This is a genomic window from Streptomyces sp. NPDC091649 (assembly GCF_044756785.1).
In the GTDB taxonomy this organism is placed as follows: Bacteria; Actinomycetota; Actinomycetes; order Streptomycetales; family Streptomycetaceae; genus Streptomyces.
In genome coordinates this window covers 167,181-185,705 of record NZ_JBIVTR010000005.1, presented here as the reverse complement: position 1 = coordinate 185,705, position 18,525 = coordinate 167,181, and the positions used below count along the sequence as shown (strand labels likewise).

Sequence of the window (18,525 nt, the reverse complement as noted above, 5' to 3'; positions counted from 1 at the left end):
GAGCCCGGAACCGCTGTTCACGGTCCCGGGCTCCTCGTGCGTACGGAGGCGTTACGCCGGCTTCTCCTCCAGGCGCGGGAACAGCACCGCGCCCTTCGTCACCGTCGCGCCGGCGGGCAGTACGCCCCAGGCGCCCGCGTCCTGGACCTTCTGGTCGGCCAGGGCGCCCAGGGACTCCTCCGCGCCCAGGGACTCCCAGAGCCGCTGCGAGGTCTCCGGCATCACGGCGTTCAGCAGGACCGCGACGCCGCGCAGGGCCTCGGCGGCCGTGTAGAGGATCGTCGCCAGGCGGGCCTGGCCCTCGGGAGTGGTGTCCTTGGCCACCTTCCACGGCTCCTGCTCCGTGATGTAGCCGTTGACCTGCTTCACGAAGTCGAAGACCGCCAGGATGCCGGACTGGAAGTCCAGCTCCTCGCCGATCTTCTGGTCGGCGGTCGCGACGGCCTTCGCGAGGCCCTCCCGCACGGCCCGCTCGGCGTCACCGGCGGCCGTGGCCTCCGGCAGCTCCCCGCCGAAGTACTTCCCGACCATCGCCGCGACCCGCGAGGCGAGGTTGCCGTAGTCGTTGGCCAGCTCGGAGGTGTAGCGGGCGCTGAAGTCCTCCCAGGAGAACGACCCGTCGCTGCCGTACGCGATGGCCCGCAGGAAGTACCAGCGGTAGGCGTCCACGCCGAAGTGCGAGGTCAGGTCCTGCGGCTTGATGCCGGTCAGGTTCGACTTCGACATCTTCTCGCCGCCGACCATCAGCCAGCCGTTGGCGACGACCTTGCCGGGCAGCGGCAGACCCTGCGCCATCAGCATCGCGGGCCAGATCACCGAGTGGAAGCGGAGGATGTCCTTGCCGATCAAGTGCACGTTCGCCGGGAACGTACCGTCGAACTTCTCCTGGTTGGCGCCGTAGCCGACGGCCGTCGCGTAGTTGAGCAGCGCGTCGATCCAGACGTAGATGACGTGCTGGTCGTCCCACGGGACCGGGACGCCCCAGTCGAACGTCGAGCGCGAGATCGACAGGTCCTGGAGGCCCTGCTCGACGAAGTTCACGACCTCGTTGCGCGCCGACTCGGGCTGGATGAAGCCGGGGTTCGCCGCGTAGAACTCCAGCAGCTTCGGACCGTACTCGCTGAGCTTGAAGAAGTAGTTCTCCTCCTTGAGGAGCTCCACCGGCTTCTTGTGGATCGGGCACAGCTTCTGACCGGCGAACTCGCCCTCGCCGTCGATCAGATCGCCGGGGAGCTTGTACTCCTCGCAGCCCACGCAGTACGGGCCTTCGTACCCGCCCTTGTAGATCTCGCCCTTGTCGTACAGGTCCTGCACGAACTCCTGCACACGGTCGGTGTGCCGCTTCTCCGTCGTCCGGATGAAGTCGTCGTTGGCGATGTTCAGATGCTCCCAGAGGGGCTTCCACGCCTCCTCGACGAGCTTGTCGCACCAAGCCTGCGGAGTCACGTCGTTCGCCTCGGCCGTGCGCATGATCTTCTGACCGTGCTCGTCCGTGCCGGTGAGGTACCACACCTTCTCGCCGCGCTGGCGGTGCCAGCGCGTGAGCACGTCGCCTGCGACGGTCGTGTAGGCGTGGCCCAGGTGAGGAGCGTCGTTGACGTAGTAAATGGGGGTCGAGACGTAGTACGCCGTCGTCCCCTGCTTCTCGGATCCAGTGGCCGCCATGGCCGAAATCCTAACGGCCCGACCAAGATCCACTCACATCGACGAACGGGGCCCCGCGCGCGGGCGGAGCGACGCCCTGAGGCGGAGAGCTTTGCGAAACATCCGTTCCCGTAATGGTTCCCGTAGGAAAGACGCATCCTGGGAGGGAGCGGACAAGCGTGCACGAGGCAGAGGACATCACCATGCGGGTACTGGTCGCCGAGGACGAGGAGACCCTCGCGGAACTGGTCGCCACCGGGCTGCGCCGGGCCGGCTTCGCGGTCGACACGGTGTACAGCGGGGACGCGGCCCTCGCCTATCTCGGCCTGCACGACTACGACGTCGTCGTGCTCGACCGCGACCTCCCCCGGGTGCACGGCGACGACGTGGCCCGCCGGCTGGTCGCCTCCGGCTCCCGCACCCGCATCCTGATGCTCACGGCCTCCGGCACCATGGAGGACCGGGTCGCCGGGCTCGACCTGGGGGCCGACGACTACGTGGCCAAGCCGTTCGAGTTCCCGGAGCTGGTCTCCCGGGTGCGTGCCCTGCGCCGGCGCAGCGCCAGACCCGTACCGCCGCAGCTGGAGCGGCACGGCATCCGCCTCGACACCGTGCGGCGCTCCGCGCTCCGCGACGGCCGGGAGCTGGACCTGTCGCCGAAGGAGTTCACCGTCCTGCAACTGCTCCTGGAGGCCGACGGCGGCACGGTCAGCGCGGAGGAGCTGCTGGAGCGGGCCTGGGACGCCAACGCCGACCCGTTCACGGGGGCCGTGCGCGTCTGCATGAGCAAGCTCCGCGCCAAGCTCGGTGAGCCCGCGCTGATCCGCACCGTGCAGGGCGTCGGGTACACCCTGTGAGGCGGCCGTCCCTGACGCGGCGGCTGGTGGACGCCTCGAAGCTGCCGCACTCCACGATCCGGACCCGGATCGCCCTCGTGTACGGCGGCGTCTTCCTGGTGCTCGGCACCGCGCTGCTGGCCACCGTCAACCTGGCGTCCCGCGCGGGCACGAACTCCGAGGCGCGCTCCATCGCCTCGTCCGCCGCGGTCGCCCAGCCCGGTTACGCGGTGAACGGTCCGCTGATCTCCCGCAGGCAGCTGGGGCCGCCCACCGTCTACGACCTCACCGACCACGTCAGCAACGCGGCGGGGCGCCAGCTCATGTACTGGTCGATAGCCGCGCTGCTCGTGATGACGGCCTGCGCGGTGGCGGTGGGCTGGTGGACCGCCGGGCGGGTGCTGCGCCCGGTGCACGACATGACCGAGAAGGCGCGCCGGCTCTCCGCGCACACCCTCCACGAGCGGATGGCGCCCACCGGGCCCGACGACGAGCTCAAAGAACTGGGCGAGACACTGGACGCCCTCCTGGCCCGGCTGGAGAGGGCGTTCGACAGCCAGCAGAGATTCATCGCGAACGCCTCGCACGAGCTGAGGACTCCGCTGGCCACCCAGCGCGCCGCGATTCAGATCGGCCTGGACGACCCGTCCCCCGAGGACCTCGTACGCACCCGGCAGACCCTGCTGGACACCAACCGGCGCAGCGAGCGGCTCATCGAGGGGCTGCTCGTGCTGGCCCGCAGCGAACGTGGCCTGGCCGCGGACGAGCGTGAGTCGGTGCGCCTCGACCGGGTGGTCACGGAGGAGACGGCCCGGCATCCGGCGGTACGGGGCCCGGGCGGCGGCCCGGAGGCGCGGGAGCCGGGCGGCGGCCGTCCGGCCGGGCCGGCGAGGGACGGCGGACCGGCCGTGCACGTCGCGGTGGCCGCCTGTGCCGTGCGCGGCAACCGGCTGCTGCTCGCCCAGCTGGTGGGGAACCTGCTGGCCAACGCGGTGACGTACAACGTGCCGGGCGGCACGGTGGAGGTGTCGCTGACGGGGGAGGGGGCCCTGCTGGTGCGCAACACCGGCCCGGTGGTCTCCGAGGCCGATATCGCGGGGTTCTTCGAGCCGTTCCGGCGGGGCGAGGGCCGGGACCGGATGGGCCCGGGTTCGGGCCTCGGGCTGTCGATCGTACGGTCGATCGCGGTGGCCCACGGCGGAACGGTCACGGCGGTACCGGGCCCGGGGGGCGGCGGTCTCGCCGTGACCGTTCGGCTGCCGGTCGATCAGTCCTCGGCGCCGTCCGCGCGTGCGGCGGTCCAGGCCGGCAGCCCGGCGAGGACCTCCCGGTAGAGCTCGGCGTCCGCGACCTCGCGGGGCGCCGGTCCCGCGTGGAAGAAGCCGGTGTTCGGGGCGTCCAGCTTCCGGAGGAAGTCGAAGCCCTTCGCCTCGTGCTCGCCGAAGGCCACGAACTGGAAGAACAGCGGCAGCCGCGCCGCCTCCGCGAGAGCCTGCCGGGCGGCCTGCTTGGCGTCCGGCGGACCGTCCGTCTGGAAGACCACCAGAGCCGGACCGGTGGCACCCGACTTCTCGTAGTGCGCGACGATCTCCTCGATTGCCCGTTCGTAGTGCGTCCGGCCCAGTCGGCCGAGGCCGGCGTGCAGCTCGTCGACGCGCCCCTCGTGGCCGGAGAGTTCGATGGACCCGGTGCCGTCGATGTCGGTCGAGAAGAAGACGACCGGCACGGTGGCGTCCTCGTCCAGGTGCGCGGCGAGCGCGAGCGTCCGGTCGCCCAGGTGCTGGGCGCTGCCGTCCTTGTAGAACGGCCGCATCGAACCGGAGCGGTCGAGCACCAGGTAGACGCGGGCGCGGAGCCCGGTCAGACCGTGCTCCTCAAGTGCCTGCCGCGCCGCCTTGTACGGGGCGACGAGCTGCGGAGCGCGCGACGTGACCCGCGCGAGGGTGGTGGCGGGCTTACCGGGAGCGGACTCCGGTGCGACGGGGGCCGGCTCCGGTGCGGTGGCGGCGGGCTCCGGTGCGGTGGCGGCGGGCTCCGCCTCGGCAGGGGCCGCCGGGGTTTCGGGGGCGGCCGGGGTCTCCGGGGTTTCGGGGGCGGCCGGGGTTTCTGTGATGACCGGAGTTTCCGTGGTGGCCGAGGCTTCCTCGACGGCCGGCGTCGGTGCGGCCTCGGGGGTCGCTGAGGCTTCGGCGGCCTTCGGGCCCTCGGCGGCTTCGGGGGCCTCGGGGGCCTCGGCGGTGGCCTGAGGAGCCTCGGGAGTGGCCTCCGGAGCTGCGGCCTCTGCCGTCTCCGCCTGCGGCGTAACCTCGGCTTCCTCCGTCTCCGCTGCTGCCTCTGCCTTAGCCTCTGCTGCTGTCTCTGCCACGGCCGTTTCCGGCGTGCCCACCGGTTCGGGTGCGGGCTCGGGGGCCTCTTCGACGTCGAGGTCGATCGTGATCGGCTCGGGCTCCGGCGTCGGCTCCGGTGCCTCGTCCTTGACGGTTTCCTCGGCGGCGGGTTCGGCGGGTTCCTCGGTGGTGGCCGGCGTCTCGTCCTTGACCGCCTCCCCAACCGTGAGCGGCGTCTCGTCCTTGACTGCCTCCTCGGCGGTCACCGGCGCCCCGGGCTCCTCCGGCTTTGCGGATTCCTCCGGAGCCGACCCCTGCGCGGGGACGGTCGGCGACGACGCCGATGCGGCGGCGGCCCTGTCGAATGCCTCCGCGACGAGATCGGTGGCCCGGGAGTCGTCACGCTCCGTGGATTCCCTGGCGGGGGAGGCCGCGGACGCGGTGGGCGAAGTCTCCGTGGCGGACGAGGACGAGGACGTGGCGGGGGAGGTGACCGTGGACGCGGGCGAGGCCGGGGCCGGAATCGACGCCTTCCGTTCCGCCGCGGGTTCGGCCGCCGAAGTGGTCTCCGGCTCCGGCTCCTTGGGCTGAGCGCGCTCGGCCTGGGGCGGGACGGTGGCCGTGGTCGGCTCGTCCTGCTCTGTGCGGCCGAACACCTTACGCAGCAAGCTCCGAATGCCCATGGGCGAGCCTTTCGCATGAGTTGGGTGCGGTGAATGTCCGACCTGGGTGAATTCATCCCTGGCCAGGACGGATACGTAAGGTTAGCGGCCGGATCCGGCCGTTCGCCGGTGCGGCCCACCCCTGTGTCAACCGAGCCGAAACCGTTCCCGTGCCGAGTCCATGACACCCGTCGCCCGCGACCCTCAAGGGAACAGCGGTGGCCCGGACTTCACCCGCCGTTCACCGGGAGTCCCTCGGACCGCGTGGAGGCACCCATACCGTCACGCACGACACCAGACGGAGGGAATCCACGTGCGCAATCTGCTGCCGTTCATCAGCCCGCATCCGGGTGGGCGTTCCGCGCTGACCTGCCGCTTCCGCTGTGGGGACGCCTGCTTCCAGGAGACTCCCAACAACAGCGACAACGAGTACGCCGGCGACATCATCGCCGGTGCCGTGTCGCGCCGCTCGATGATGCGCGCCGCCGCCGTGGTCACCGTCGCCACCGCCGCCGGGACCGCCGCGCTGACCGGCCCGAGCGCCCCGCAGGCCGAGGCCGCCGCGCTCGCCGGGCACGGACACAGGCCGGACCACCCCCACAAGCCGGGCCGGTCGGGCGCCCGTGGCCTGCGGTTCTCGCCGGTCGCGCCCAACACGGACGACAAGGTCACCATCCCGGACGGGTACGCCCAGAACGTGGTGATCCGTTGGGGCGAACCGATCCTGCGCGGCGCGCCCGCCTTCGACCCGGACAAGCAGACGGCGAAGGCGCAGGCGGGCCAGTTCGGTTACAACAACGACTTCCTCTCCCTGCTCCCGCTGCGCGGCGAGCGCGGCCGGCAGGTCCTGGTCGCGAACCATGAGTACTCGGACGAGATCCTCATGTTCCGCGGTTACGATCCGGCCAATCCGACGCGCGAGCAGGTGGAGATCGCCTGGGCGGCGCACGGACTCTCCGTGGTCGTGGTCCAGGAGGAGCACCGCACAGGCAAGCTGGGGCCCGTCAACCGGCACCCGCTGAACCGCCGGTTGACCGCGACGAGCGAGTTCCGCATGACGGGCCCGGCCGCGGGGAGCGCCCTGCTGCGCACCTCCGCCGACCGTACGGGCCGCAAGGTGCTCGGGACCCTCAACAACTGTGCGGGCGGCACCACTCCGTGGGGCACCACGCTGCACGGTGAGGAGAACTTCAACCAGTACTTCGCCAACGGCTCGACCGACATGCACAAGCGGTACGGGCTCCGCGCCGGCGCCACCGAACGCAAGTGGGAGCGGTTCGACCGGCGGTTCGACCTGGCGGAGGAGCCCAACGAGGCCAACCGCTTCGGTTGGGTCGTCGAACTCGACCCGTACGACCCGGACTCCACCCCGCGCAAGCGGACGGCGCTGGGCCGGTTCAAGCACGAGGCCGCACAGCCCCGGCTCACCTCGGACGGCCGCCCGGTCGTCTACATGGGCGACGACGAGAAGTTCGACTACCTCTACAAGTTCGTCTCCAGCAAGCGGATGATGAAGGGGAACTCGCGTGCCGCGCGCGAGCACAACCTGACGCTGCTGGACGAAGGCACGCTGTACGTCGCCAAGCTGAGCGGCGACTCGCCGGTCACCGAGATCGACGGCACCGGAAAGCTGCCTGTGGACGGGGAGTTCGACGGCAGCGGCGTCTGGATCCCGCTGGCCACCGGCACCACCTCGCACGTGCCGGGCATGACCGCCGACGAGGTGTACGTCTACACCCGGCTCGCCGGTGACAAGGTGGGCGCCACCAAGATGGACCGCCCCGAGGACGTCGAGCCCTCGCCGCGCACCGGCCGGGTCTACGTGGCGCTCACCAACAACTCCGACCGCGGCAAGGCGGGCAAGCCCGGCGCCGACGAGGCCAACCCGCGCAACGGCAACAAGCACGGGCAGATCCTGGAGTTCGCGGAGAACTGGGACGACCCGGCGGCCGACGGTTTCGCCTGGCGGCTGTTCCTCGTCGCGGGCGACCCGGACGACCCGTCGACGTACTACGCGGGCTTCCCCAAGGAGAACGTCAGTCCCATCTCCTGCCCGGACAACGTGGCGTTCGACGACCACGGCAACCTGTGGATCTCCACGGACGGCAACAAGCTCGGCTCGCACGACGGGCTGTTCGGCGTGGCGACCCACGGTGACCGGCGCGGCGAACTGAAGCAGTTCCTCACGGTCCCGACCGGCGCGGAGACCTGCGGTCCGGTCATCCAGGACCGCCGTGTCCTGGTCGCGGTCCAGCACCCGGGCGAGGTGGACGGGGCCTCCGTGGAGAACCCTGGGAGCGTCTGGCCCGACGGACCGGGCAAGATCGTCCGGCCCTCGGTCGTCGCCGTCTGGCGCAGGGACGGGCGCGACATCGGCGTGTGAGGTCCGGCAGGCGGGAGGCGCTCGTGCCTCCCGCTTGCCGCGCGGTCCGCATTAGAGTCGGGGGCATGGTTTCCGGTGACGCACCGCAGGCGGCAGGAAGCGTCCGGGTCGACGTGTGGATCTGGTCGGTCCGGCTGACGAAGACCCGTGCCCAGGCGGCCGCCGCCTGCCGGGCAGGACATGTGAAGGTCGGCGGCGAGCGGGCCAAGCCCGCCCAGGCCGTACGCGTCGGCGACGAGGTGCGGTTCCGGCACGCGGGGCGGGACCGGGTGGTCGTCGTGTCGAAGATCGTGAAGAAGCGGGTCGGGCCGCCGGTGGCCGTGGAGTGCTACGTCGACAACAGCCCGCCCCCGCCGCCCCGTGAGACCGCCCTCCAGGTCCCCGTACGCGACCGGGGCGCGGGTCGTCCGACCAAGCGCGACCGCCGGGAGATGGAACGCCTTCAGGGGCGTGCGCCGGAGAGCTGAGGCCACCGGTCAGGGCCGCGAGCGCTTGACGGGCCCCGGCCGGTGAACCGCAGGGCGCCCCGGGTGGTGAGACCGCAAGGCTCCGACGGGCGACCGCCGTTCGATCCTCGGTTCGGCTGGCCGCTGCTCGCTCCTCGGTCCGGCATGGTCGCCTGCTCCGGTGGGGTGTTTCACGTGAAACACCCCACCGGCGGCGGTGCGGACGCCTCGCCGGGAGGGCCCGTCAGTTCTGGTACCCCTCCACCTCGTCGGCGGGGCGGACCTTCGCCGTCGAGGGATCCTCGCCGTACTCGCTGAGCGCGCGCCGTCGGCGCAGCAGGTCCCAGCACTGATCCAGCTGGACCTCCACCGCCCGCAGCCGGGCCTTCTCGTCCGTGGTCAGGCCCATCTTCGCCACGGACCGGTCGCGCAGGTCGCGTTCCTCGGAGACCAGCTCGTCGACGTGCTCGAAGATGTCGCGGTCGTCCATGACGCCTCTTTCGGGTCGCTCGGTGGCGGACACGGATTCCACTCTTCCCCGGGCACCGTCTCACCGCACGTCGGCCGGCGCCTTTCCCTTCCGCAGGACCGCCCGGGTCACCACCGCGCCCACGAGCAGGAACGCACCGACCGCCAGCACCACCCACACCGTGGTCCGCAGCGAGGCCGTCAGAGCGTGGACCACGGCGGCGGCCGCGTCCCGGTCGCTGTCCGGCACCTCGTCCAGCACCCGGCCGCGGCCGATGGCGACCAGCACCCGGAGCACGATCGCGCCGAGCACGAACCCGGCCCCCACGGTCGCGGTGGCCCACAGCCCGGCCCGCAGCCCACGCCGTACGGTCGCGATGCCCACCACCAGGACGAGGAGCACCAGCGTGGCGACCGCCGGCCAGATGCTGCAGGCGCGAAGCCATCGGAAGGAGCTCCTGAGGTCATCGGCCTGGTCGGGGCCGAGCACGGTGATCTCCGTCCGCTCGACCGGGATCCGGTCCGCGAACGGCACGCCGTCGCGCACCAGGTCCTGCTTCACCTGGTCGATCACCGGGGCCAGGTCGATCGTCACGGCTTCCCCGCCGTCACCGTCCAGGGCTGCTTCCACCGCCTCGTGGGCGGCCCGGTTCGCGGTGTCCCAGGCGTTCCGGAAGGCGTCGGTGGTGGTGAAGGACCGCACGCTCTCGTGCAGGAACTCCCGCACGGCTTCCTGGAGCGGACCGAGGTCGATCTGCCGCATCGCCTCGTCGGTGACCAGGTCGGCGACGGTGGTCTGCACCGCCGGGTCGGAGGAGAGCGGTGAAACGGCGGCGACGTACCGGTCCGTGTCGTCGATCTCCAGGTCGACCCAGGCGGAGAGCGCGCTCAGCGGCACGAGGAGAGCGAGCAGGACGAGCAGGACCGCCGAGAAGGCCGCCGAGGTCGCCGAGATCGCCGGGGAAGAGGTGCGCACTCCTCCAGAAAAGCCCGTACGGAGCCGGGCCGCTCCGGGCCGTACGCCATTCGAGTTGCCGGGCGGCGCGGTCGGGTGTGCTCTGGAGGAACGGGGGGCGTGCGATGGGGGCGGAAGGAGACGGGGGCGACGGAAGGAGCTGTACGCGATGGCCACACATGCGGCGATGCCTGGCCGAAGGGGCGGGCGCGCGCACGCGCGAACCCGTCACCACACCCCGCTCGCCTGGGCCCTGCCACTGGTACTCGGTGTGATCTACGGGTTCTACGCGGCGTTCATCCGTCGGGACGGCGGCCCCAGTACCGGCGGGCAGGTCCTGCTCGGGCTGGTCTCCGGTGTCGTTCTGGCGGCACTCTGCTTCGCGGTGGGCCGGATTCAGGGTTCGCTGCCGCGTGAACTGCGGGCGGCCGTGTACGGCGCGCTGACCGCGTGCGCGATCGGCTTTCTGGTGAGCCTCACGGACACCAGCGTGCTGCGGTCGACCGCTCTGGGGCTGGTGGTCGGCGTGGGCGTCCTCTGCGTCTCGTTCTATTTCTTCTACACGCGGGAGACCTGAAGCCCGTGTGCTTCAGAGCCTGCCCACGGGCCTGCCTGCTGGCCTGAGCTCCGCGCCTGAGCCCTTGCGCCTGAGCCTCCGCACCTAGGTCCCCTGCCTGAATTCCGGGCCTGGCGCCTGGGCTGGGCCCCGTATCCGACCCGAGGCCGGGTCCCCGTCGCGGGGCCCGGCCCGGGTCCTCTCCGACCGTCTGCGCGGCCGCCAGATTCAATCTGGCGGCCGCGCCCTCGCGTCTGGCGCCCAGGAGGTGAGGGAGCGGACCGGCCCGGCGGACGGGGCCGGGAAGCGACGGAGGCCGCGGGAGGTGGAGCGAGCGATGACGACGAACACCGGGGCGGGGCGGGACACGGGGAGCGTCCGCCCGCTGCGGGTCGCGGTGATTATCGGCAGCACCCGCGAGGGCCGCGTCGGCGACGCGGTCGGCCGCTGGTTCATGGAACGGGCCCGCGACCGGAGCGAGCTGGATCTCACCGTGCTGGACCTCGCCGACTACTCCTTCCCCGTGCACTACCCGGGGCGGGCGACCGAGCAGATGACGGAGTTCACCGAGGAGATCGCCAGGTCCGAGGCATTCGTCGTGGTCACCCCGGAGTACAACCGCTCCTTCCCCGCCTCCCTGAAGCAGGCCATCGATTTCGCCTACGAGGAGTGGCAGACCAAGCCGGTCGCCTTCGTGAGCTACGGCCACGGGTCCGCCGGGCTGTACGCCGTGGAGCAGCTGCGCTCGGTCTTCACCGAGCTGCACACGGTGACCCTGAGGAACGGGGTCGCGCTCGACTTCCTCCAGCAGCCGCTGGAGGGACACCCCGGCGACACCGGCCGGGACCGGTCCGTGGGCCTGATGCTCGACCAGCTCGGCTGGTGGGGACGGGCCCTGCGGGAGGCGCGCGCCGTCCGGCCGTACGTCTCATGAGCGCCCGGAACCCGACGCAGACCGCATATCCCATCGACGACTCACAAGGAATGGATCATGAGCACTGAACTGGCCATCGAGACCACGGGGCTGGTGAAGGTCTTCGGCGACAACCGCGCGGTGGACGGCATCGACCTCGCCGTCCCCGCCGGCACCGTCTACGGAGTCCTCGGACCCAACGGTGCGGGCAAGACCACCGCCGTCCGGATGCTGGCCACCCTGCTGCGCCCGGACGGCGGTACCGCCCGGGTGTTCGGCAAGGACGTGGTGAAGGACGCCGACGCGGTCCGCAGCCAGGTCAGCCTCACCGGGCAGTACGCCTCGGTGGACGAGGACCTGACCGGCGAGGAGAACCTCGTCCTGCTCGGCCGGCTGCTCGGGCACTCCAAGCCGGCGTCCCGTGACCGTGCGGGCCAGCTGCTCGAAGGGTTCGGGCTGACCGAGGCGGCGGACAAGCAGGTGAAGAACTACTCGGGAGGCATGCGGCGGCGCATCGACATCGCCGCGTCCATCCTGAACACACCGGACGTGCTGTTCCTGGACGAGCCGACCACCGGACTCGACCCCCGCAGCCGCAACCAGGTGTGGGACATCGTGCGGGCGGTCGTCGCCCACGGCACCACGGTCCTGCTGACCACCCAGTATCTGGACGAGGCCGACCAGCTGGCCGCCCGTATCGCGGTGATCGACCACGGCAAGGTCATCGCCGAGGGGACCAAGGGCGAACTCAAGGCATCCGTCGGCTCCGGCACCGTCCATCTGCGGCTGCGTGACGGCGACCAGCGGGCCGAGGCCCAACAGGTGCTGGCGGTCGCCCTGAACGCGGACGTCCAGCTGGACGCCGACCCGGTCGCGCTGACCGCCCGGATCGGCGGACAGAGCTCCGAGCAGGGCGCGGCGGAGCAGGCCGGGCGTGCCCTGGCCGAGCTGGCCCGCTGCGGCATCACGGTCGACAACTTCTCGCTGGGACAGCCCAGCCTCGACGAGGTCTTCCTCGCACTCACGGACAAGAAGGGAGTGGCGGCATGAGCACTGCGACCGCCAAGACGGATACGGAGGGCGTCGCGCTCGCCGCGCCGGACACGGAACGCCTCTCGGCGCTCCTGGTGGGCCAGGAGCGCCCGCCGAGGCCCAGCGCCCTGTCAGCGTCGATGACCTTCGGCTGGCGCACCATGCTGAAGATCAAGCACGTCCCGGAACAGCTTTTCGACGTGACGGCCTTCCCGATCATGCTGGTCCTGATGTACACGTACCTCTTCGGAGGGGCGCTGGCCGGCTCCACGTCGGAGTACATCCAGTTCCTGCTTCCCGGCATCATGGTGATGAGCGTCGTGATGATCACGATGTACACGGGTGTCGCGGTGAACACGGACATCGCCAAGGGCGTCTTCGACCGGTTCCGCACGCTGCCGATCTGGCGGCCCGCCCCGATGGTCGGTTATCTGCTCGGTGACGTCCTGCGCTACCTGCTGGCGTCGGCGGTGATGCTCGGCATCGGCATGATCATCGGGTTCCGCCCGGACGGCGGCGTGCTCGGCGTCCTGGGAGCTGTCGCCCTGCTGATCGCGTTCTCGTTCGCGTTCTCGTGGGTCTGGACGATGTTCGGGCTGCTGTTGCGCTCCGAGAAGTCGGTGATGGGCGTCAGCATGATGGTGATCTTCCCGCTGACCTTCCTCAGCAACGTCTTCGTCGATCCGAAGACGATGCCGGGCTGGCTCCAGGCGTTCGTCAACAACAGTCCGGTCACCCACCTCGCCACCGCGGTACGCGAGTTGATGGCGGGCAACTGGCCGGCCGCCGACATCGCCTGGACGCTGGGCTGGGCCGGGGTGCTCGTGGTGGTCTTCGGTGCGGTGACGATGCGGCTCTACAACCGGAAGTGACCGCCGACGGACGTGCCCGCACCGTGCACCGCGGGCACGTCCGTCCCGTGTGCCCTTGCCCCCGGCCTTCCTTCCCGATCCGCCTCCTTGGACCTTCCCGGCCCGCTTCCTTGACCTTCCCGGCAGGGGAAGGCCCAGCATCGGCGGGGCCGGGCGGAGGGCGAGACGGCGGCCCGGCGCGATCTGGCGATGTACCGGGAAGCCGGGAGGGGATGCGGCCCACTGGTGGCGTCGGGGCGGCGGGCCGGTGGGGGGCGGTGCGGTTCAGAGCTGCCAGTCGGGGGCGTGCTCGGGCCGGTAGGCGCACGTGGTCCCGGTCGTCACGGACGCCTTCAGGTGGGCCGCCAGCGCGGGGTGCAGGGTGTCCAGCTTGCGCAGGGTGTCGCGGATGCGGGCGGTGACCGTCTTGCGGGCCCGCTCGGTCTGGTCGCCCAGCCGACGCGTCCGGCCGCCGAGGCCGGCCGCGGTGCGGAGCTCGTCGAGGAGGGCCTGCCGCTCCTGGTCGTATTTCTCGACCTGCCGGGGGTCGTTCCGGGCGGCGGCTCGGTCTATCTCGGCGTCCAGCCGGGCCAGATGGGTCTTGTAGCGGCGCTTGGCCTCCTCGTCGAGCACCGGGTCGCCGCCCAGCCGGCCGGCGGCCACGACGATGCTTCCGCCCTCGGGTGCCAGGAGCTGGACGGCCGGGACGTCGGCGCCGGGCAGCCCCAGCAGGCTGTGCAGGTCCCGCAGGCCCTTGGCGTCCGGGACGTGCACCGTCACCCCGTTCCAGCCCAGCTGCCACACCGGCCCGTTCCGCCGGAACTCGGCGGACGGAACGGCCCCGCCGCCGGCCGGCGCCCCGGCCGTGTTCCGGGGGTCCGGAACCGCGGCAGCCGGGCCCGCGGCCCCGGAGAAGGCGGAGCCGTCAGCGGCGGGCCGAGGGGCGGCGGAGGAGTCGAACGCGGCCGCGGAGGCCGGCGCGGAGACGGGAGGGGCCGCACGGAGGGCGGCGGCCTCGGCCTCCATGTGGCAGAGGGCCAGTCCGCCCGCCTCCCGCGCCACCTCGTCGAGCAGCCCACGAGCCCGCCCGGCCGCGCCCGCCCCGGCGTCAGCGGCCTCGCCCCCACCGGCCCCGGCCTCACCGGCCTGGTCCACAGCCCGCTCAGCCGCGCGGGCGAGCAGGGTACGGGCCAGGCAGAGCCGGGCCCGTACGGCCCAGGGGCGGGCGCCGAGGCGGTCCGAGGAGGCGGCGGCCTCGGTGAGCGCCGCCACCGCCGCGTCCTGGTCGTCGCGCGCGGCGGCGAGCATCCCGAGCCAGAGGTCGACGGGGCCGCCGATGTCGCACCCGTACAGCGAGACGATCCACTGGCCGGTATAGGGAGCCAGCTCGTCCTCCGCGCGGGCGATGAGCCGTGGGTCGCCCGTCAGCGCGGCCGTCTGGGCGAGCAGCCGGAGCCACAGCGGCGTGAAAGCCCGTGGGTAGGGGGCGGTGCCGTCGGCCTGCCCCGCGATCAGGCGCAGCGCGGGTGCCGCGTCTCCCTGCTCCACCGCCGTGATCGACTCCAGCAGCCCGGGGTAGGGATACCCGGCCCCCGGGAGCTCGCCGAGGATCTCCTCGGCCTCGGCGAAGCGCCCCTGGAGCAGCCTCAGCGCCCAGCGCAGGTGGTGCCCCATGAAGCCGAAGGCCACGTGGTCGTTGCTCCCGGGGTCGAGGGCCTCGTCCTCCAGCGCGGTGGACGCCTCGGCGAACCGGCCCTGAAGGGCGGCGACCAGGCTGGTGTCGACGGCGATGCCCAGGGCGAACCGGGGCAGCTCGGTCAGCTCGGCGAGCCGGACGAACGTACGGAACTGGTCGATGAAGGCCGGGTCGCCCAGCTCCAGCAGGGCCACCCAGCGCATGGACGCCGCGTGCAACTCCATGTCCTGGTGCTGGGTGCGCCGGCCGATGACGGTCATCTCGTCGGTCAGCCCGAGCCGCTCCACCGCCGAGCCGAGGCCCCACACGGAGTCATGGCGCGCCCAGAGCGAGAAGGCGAGCGCCTCGTCGTCCGAGCCGCTCCGGGCCAGCGCCATGATGTGGATGGCCAGCTCCTGGGCGAGCCGGTCGTCGGAGAGATTCTCCTGGCCCTCCTTGCCGGTGATCCGGCGGTGCGCCTCCGCGAGGAGACCGACCGTGGAGGCGTCGGGGCCGTCCGGGAATCCATCGCGGTGGAGAGTGATCGCCACCCGGGCCAGCAGCTCCGGGTCCTCCAGGTCCCTCGCCCGGGCGACCGCCCGGCCCAGCAGGCGCTGCGCCTCGGCCGCCTCCCCCGCCTGCCGGAGCTGTCCGGCGAGGTCGAGACCGATCAGGGTGGCCCGCCGGAGATCCGGACCCTGGCCCGACCGGAGGTCCGGTCCTCGGCCTGCCGTGCCCGGCCCGCCCGCCGGAACTCCGCCCGAGGCGCTTCCAGGGAAAGCATCCGGATCCTCCGCCCTCCCCCGCCCGACTGCCTCGCCCGCCTCGCCCGGCTCTCCCGATTCGCCGGAGGCCACGGCGAGGGCGCGTCGGTAGTGGCCGACGGCTTCCTCGTCGGCCAGGCGTCCCGAGGCGTCCCGGGCGGCTGCCAGCAGCAGGTCGATGCGGTGGTCCCGCTCCAGCTCTCCGCCGGCGAGATGAGCGTGCCGGGCCAGGGCGCCGGGGGACACCGCGTCGCCGAGGCCCTCGTGCGCGTCCAGCGCCCGTACGGCGGCGGCATGGCGGCGACGGGCCTCGGCGTCGCCCAGCGAGGCGTACAGCGTCTCGCGGAGGAGGTCGTGGGCGAAGGCGTACTGCCCGGACGGGCGGGGGACGACGACACGGGCGACGACGGCCGACTCCAGCAGCCGGTCCACGTGCGGGACCGGTGAACCGTGCACCACGGACAGGACCTGCCGGCGGAACTCCCGGCCGAGCAGGGCGGCGCTGGTCAGCAGGGAGACGACCGGTTCGGGCAGCAGGGCGAGCCGTCGCCGGACCGCTTCCCGCACGCCGGGCGGGATGGTGGAGACCGGGCTTCCGCTGTGCCAGAGCCGCGCGGTCTGCTCGACGAAGAACGGGTTGCCGCCGGTGCGGCGGTGGACCTCGTCGACCAGCCGCGGTGTGGGCTCGCGCCCTGTCGTCACCGTCATCAGCGCCCCCACCTCGTCCCGGCCGAGACCGGTCAGGGTGAGGGTCGCGGCGGCGCGCGAGACCAGCGGCAGGATCAGCTCCTGGAGCGGGTGCCCGGGTGCCTCCACCTCGACGTCCCGGTAGGTGCCGATCAGCAGCAGGCGCTCGAACCAGGCGTGCTGGGCGGCGAATTCGAGCAGGCGCAGCGAGGCCGGGTCGGAGCTGTGCAGATCATCGAGGACGACCACCAGCGGCCGGCTCTGGGAGACCGTGACGAGGGCCGTGGTCACCGCGTCGAACAGCCCGAAGGTCTCGGCCCCCTCCGGCCGGCCGCCGTCCTGCGCCCCGGGCCTCGCTGCGCCCGCTTCCGCGCCGGGCTCGCCGCCCTGTCCCGCCGGCCCCGGCGCGGGCGGCACGCCGGCCCCCGGGCCGTCCGTACCGCCCACGGCGACGGTGACCGGGTCGCCGAGGAGCACGGCGAGCCTGTCGTCCGACGCCTCCTGGGCCGCCGCCCACTCCGCCGCCGTGGCGGACCGGCGCAGACCGCGCAGGACCTGCACCCAGGGCCAGTAGCCGGGGGTGTTGTCGGAGTCCCAGCAGGAACCGCCGACCACCAGCGCGCCGCGTCGCCGCGCCTCGTGCGCGGCGTCGGTGACGAGGGTGCTCTTGCCGATCCCGGCCTCACCGGTGACCAGCACGAGACCGCCGTGGCTGTCCGTGGCCCGGGCGATCTCCGACCGGAGAACGCCGGCGGGATGGTCGCGCCCGAAGAGAGCAGGGGTCATGACCACACGATAGGAGCACTCACTGACAACGACCCCTCGTTTCCCGGCCGATCGGGCCGCCCCGCCCCGCCGGGCCTCGTACGGCTGTCCCGTCCCCGTACGCCCGCGCCGGTCCCGTGTCCCGGTATCGGCATCGGTGTCCGGTACTGCCGTGTCGGTCCGGTCGGTCCCGGTGGACCGCCGTCTCCGTCCCGCGGGCGGCGGTCCGGGGCCCCGCGTGTACGTTCCGTCTCAGCCCCGCGTACGTACCGTCTCAGTCCCGCGTACGTACCGTCTCAGTCCCGTACGGGCCGTCTCAGCCGCGTACGACCGTCACCGGGCACGGCGCGTGCTGGGTGACGTGGAGGCTGACCGAGCCGAGCAGGGTGGCCTTGAGCCCGGTGTGGCCGCGGGCCCCCACGACGAGCAGCTCGGCACCCTGGGCGCGGTCCAGCAGGACCTGGGCCGGATTGCCGATGACCACGATCTTGCTGACTGCGGCGGACCCCTCGGCGCCGAGGGCCTCCTCCAGTGCCTCGGTGAGGGCGACGGTGGCCATGGCCTGCGGGTCGAAGTCCTCCGGGATGCCCGGCATCATCGACGCCCAGCTGGTGGCGGGGTACTCCCAGCTGTTCACGGCCTCCACCGTTGCGCCGGTCAGTTCGGCCTGGCGCACGGCCCAGTGCAGTGCCTTGATCGAGGAGTCGGAGCCGTCGACGCCCACAACGATCCTGCCCATATCTGCCTCCAGCTCGGTACAGCTCGGTACAGCCGGGGTCCGTACGGGGCCGTTCGGTCCCGCTTGGTCCTGCTTTTCCCGCGTCCGGTCTCACTGTAATCACATCGGACCGAGGGGGCGGGCCGGTGCGGCCCGCCCCCTCGGTCCCGCGTTCTCCCGCCCTCAGTCCAGCCGCAGGTCCGCGAGCTGCTGCTCGAAGGGGACGACCGCGTCCTCCCCGTCGTCCAGGCCCGGGGCCCGCGAGGCCCCGGAGACCGTACGGCCCAGGACGGCGGATGCCAGCTCGCCGCCCGCGCGCCGGATCCGGGACGGCAGGCCCTCGGTGTACTCGTCGCCCGAGGAGCCCCAGTCCTCCGACGCCGCGTAGACGGAGGTGGGCACGGTGACGGCCCGGAGGTAGGCGAAGAGCGGGCGCAGCGCGTGCTCCAGGACCAGCGAGTGCCGGGCCGTGCCGCCCGTCGCGGCGATCACGACGGGTTTGCCGGTCAGCGCGGTGTTGTCGACCAGGTCGAAGAACGACTTGAACAGACCGCTGTACGAGGCGGTGAACACCGGTGTCACGGCGATCAGTCCGTCGGCCTCCGTCACCGCGTCGATCGCTTCGCGCAGCGCTGCCGAGGGGAAGCCGCTGAGCAGGTGGTGGGCGATGTCCACGGCGAGGTCGCGCACCTCGACGACGTGGACCTCGACGTTCCGGTCCTGCCCGGCCGCGAGGCTCTCGCGGGTGGCGGCGGCCAGCCGGTCGGCCAGCAGCCGGGTGGAGGACGGCTGGCTCAGCCCCGCCGAGACGGCGACGATGCGCAGCGGTGTCGTGGCGAACAT

General features: G+C 72.3%; 15 protein-coding genes. 8 read left to right on the top strand and 7 right to left on the bottom strand.

Features of this window, described 5'->3' with window-relative positions; genetic code table 11:
* Positions 1–51: 51 nt before the first annotated feature.
* On the bottom strand, positions 52–1,665 hold the full coding sequence (gene metG, locus ACIQMU_RS12430; RefSeq protein WP_352239316.1) for a methionine--tRNA ligase: 1,614 nt from the start codon (positions 1,663–1,665) through the stop codon (positions 52–54).
* A 182-nt stretch (positions 1,666–1,847) separates the two neighbouring features.
* Here metG and ACIQMU_RS12425 point away from each other — a divergent pair, with 182 nt between their 5' ends.
* Together ACIQMU_RS12425 and ACIQMU_RS12420 are read left to right on the top strand one after the other, a co-directional pair.
* On the top strand, positions 1,848–2,501 hold the full coding sequence (locus ACIQMU_RS12425) for a response regulator transcription factor (RefSeq protein WP_352239429.1): 654 nt from the start codon (positions 1,848–1,850) through the stop codon (positions 2,499–2,501).
* Positions 2,498–3,814 carry a sensor histidine kinase gene (locus ACIQMU_RS12420; RefSeq protein WP_402688820.1) on the top strand — a complete coding sequence of 439 codons (1,317 nt, stop codon included), beginning with the start codon at positions 2,498–2,500 and terminating at the stop codon, positions 3,812–3,814. Before ACIQMU_RS12425 ends, ACIQMU_RS12420 begins: the two co-directional genes overlap by 4 nt.
* Here ACIQMU_RS12420 and ACIQMU_RS12415 read toward each other — a convergent pair.
* Entirely contained in the window at positions 3,748–5,490 is a 1,743-nt protein-coding gene (locus ACIQMU_RS12415) for a VWA domain-containing protein (protein WP_402688819.1), read from the bottom strand. The genes ACIQMU_RS12420 and ACIQMU_RS12415 overlap by 67 nt on opposite strands.
* A 292-nt stretch (positions 5,491–5,782) precedes the next feature.
* Here ACIQMU_RS12415 and ACIQMU_RS12410 point away from each other — a divergent pair, with 292 nt between their 5' ends.
* On the top strand, positions 5,783–7,852 hold the full coding sequence (locus tag ACIQMU_RS12410; RefSeq protein WP_352239319.1) for a PhoX family protein: 2,070 nt from the start codon (positions 5,783–5,785) through the stop codon (positions 7,850–7,852).
* A 65-nt stretch (positions 7,853–7,917) separates the two neighbouring features.
* On the top strand, positions 7,918–8,319 hold the full coding sequence (locus tag ACIQMU_RS12405; protein WP_352239320.1) for a S4 domain-containing protein: 402 nt from the start codon (positions 7,918–7,920) through the stop codon (positions 8,317–8,319).
* A 223-nt stretch (positions 8,320–8,542) separates the two neighbouring features.
* On the opposite strand, the gene ACIQMU_RS12400 is transcribed toward ACIQMU_RS12405, so the two are convergent.
* Positions 8,543–8,788, bottom strand: coding sequence for a DUF2630 family protein (locus ACIQMU_RS12400; protein ID WP_352239321.1), 246 nt, complete (start codon positions 8,786–8,788; stop codon positions 8,543–8,545).
* A 60-nt stretch (positions 8,789–8,848) separates the two neighbouring features.
* The gene (locus ACIQMU_RS12395) at positions 8,849–9,742 is read right to left on the bottom strand and encodes a hypothetical protein (RefSeq protein WP_402688818.1); all 894 of its coding nucleotides are present in this window, start codon (positions 9,740–9,742) and stop codon (positions 8,849–8,851) included.
* Positions 9,743–9,890: 148 nt separating this feature from the next.
* Here ACIQMU_RS12395 and ACIQMU_RS12390 point away from each other — a divergent pair, with 148 nt between their 5' ends.
* The 4 genes from ACIQMU_RS12390 to ACIQMU_RS12375 all read left to right on the top strand — a co-directional run bounded on the left by ACIQMU_RS12390 (position 9,891) and on the right by ACIQMU_RS12375 (position 13,094).
* Positions 9,891–10,298 (top strand): hypothetical protein, encoded by a 408-nt coding sequence (locus tag ACIQMU_RS12390; RefSeq protein WP_352239323.1) that lies wholly within the window; start codon positions 9,891–9,893, stop codon positions 10,296–10,298.
* A 316-nt stretch (positions 10,299–10,614) separates the two neighbouring features.
* On the top strand, positions 10,615–11,211 hold the full coding sequence (locus ACIQMU_RS12385; protein WP_352239324.1) for an NAD(P)H-dependent oxidoreductase: 597 nt from the start codon (positions 10,615–10,617) through the stop codon (positions 11,209–11,211).
* A gap of 57 nt (positions 11,212–11,268) precedes the next feature.
* Positions 11,269–12,240, top strand: coding sequence for an ATP-binding cassette domain-containing protein (locus ACIQMU_RS12380; RefSeq protein WP_352239325.1), 972 nt, complete (start codon positions 11,269–11,271; stop codon positions 12,238–12,240).
* Positions 12,237–13,094: an ABC transporter permease gene (locus tag ACIQMU_RS12375; protein ID WP_352239326.1), complete on the top strand. Its 858-nt coding sequence runs from the start codon at positions 12,237–12,239 to the stop codon at positions 13,092–13,094. The genes ACIQMU_RS12380 and ACIQMU_RS12375 overlap by 4 nt, the downstream gene beginning before the upstream one ends.
* A gap of 264 nt (positions 13,095–13,358) precedes the next feature.
* On the opposite strand, the gene ACIQMU_RS12370 is transcribed toward ACIQMU_RS12375, so the two are convergent.
* From ACIQMU_RS12370 to ACIQMU_RS12360, 3 genes are all read right to left on the bottom strand, one after another.
* On the bottom strand, positions 13,359–16,985 hold the full coding sequence (locus ACIQMU_RS12370; RefSeq protein ID WP_352239327.1) for an AAA family ATPase: 3,627 nt from the start codon (positions 16,983–16,985) through the stop codon (positions 13,359–13,361).
* Positions 16,986–17,280: 295 nt separating this feature from the next.
* Positions 17,281–17,703 (bottom strand): universal stress protein, encoded by a 423-nt coding sequence (locus tag ACIQMU_RS12365; RefSeq protein WP_352239328.1) that lies wholly within the window; start codon positions 17,701–17,703, stop codon positions 17,281–17,283.
* A 162-nt stretch (positions 17,704–17,865) separates the two neighbouring features.
* A complete protein-coding gene (locus ACIQMU_RS12360) occupies positions 17,866–18,525 on the bottom strand; it encodes an FMN reductase (RefSeq protein ID WP_352239329.1) in 660 nt (219 codons plus the stop codon).

Bases quoted from the DNA above. Each gene is read 5' to 3' on its own strand.
- metG (WP_352239316.1), bottom strand. From the start codon at position 1,665: ATGGCGGCCACTGGATCCGAGAAGCAGGGGACGACGGCGTACTACGTC.
- ACIQMU_RS12425 (WP_352239429.1), top strand. From the start codon at position 1,848: ATGCGGGTACTGGTCGCCGAGGACGAGGAGACCCTCGCGGAACTGGTC.
- ACIQMU_RS12370 (WP_352239327.1), bottom strand. From the start codon at position 16,985: ATGACCCCTGCTCTCTTCGGGCGCGACCATCCCGCCGGCGTTCTCCGG.
- ACIQMU_RS12360 (WP_352239329.1), bottom strand. From the start codon at position 18,525: ATGTTCGCCACGACACCGCTGCGCATCGTCGCCGTCTCGGCGGGGCTG.
- ACIQMU_RS12405 (WP_352239320.1), top strand. From the start codon at position 7,918: ATGGTTTCCGGTGACGCACCGCAGGCGGCAGGAAGCGTCCGGGTCGAC.
- ACIQMU_RS12415 (WP_402688819.1), bottom strand. From the start codon at position 5,490: ATGGGCATTCGGAGCTTGCTGCGTAAGGTGTTCGGCCGCACAGAGCAG.
- ACIQMU_RS12365 (WP_352239328.1), bottom strand. From the start codon at position 17,703: ATGGGCAGGATCGTTGTGGGCGTCGACGGCTCCGACTCCTCGATCAAG.
- ACIQMU_RS12400 (WP_352239321.1), bottom strand. From the start codon at position 8,788: ATGGACGACCGCGACATCTTCGAGCACGTCGACGAGCTGGTCTCCGAG.
- ACIQMU_RS12375 (WP_352239326.1), top strand. From the start codon at position 12,237: ATGAGCACTGCGACCGCCAAGACGGATACGGAGGGCGTCGCGCTCGCC.
- ACIQMU_RS12380 (WP_352239325.1), top strand. From the start codon at position 11,269: ATGAGCACTGAACTGGCCATCGAGACCACGGGGCTGGTGAAGGTCTTC.
- ACIQMU_RS12390 (WP_352239323.1), top strand. From the start codon at position 9,891: ATGGCCACACATGCGGCGATGCCTGGCCGAAGGGGCGGGCGCGCGCAC.
- ACIQMU_RS12385 (WP_352239324.1), top strand. From the start codon at position 10,615: ATGACGACGAACACCGGGGCGGGGCGGGACACGGGGAGCGTCCGCCCG.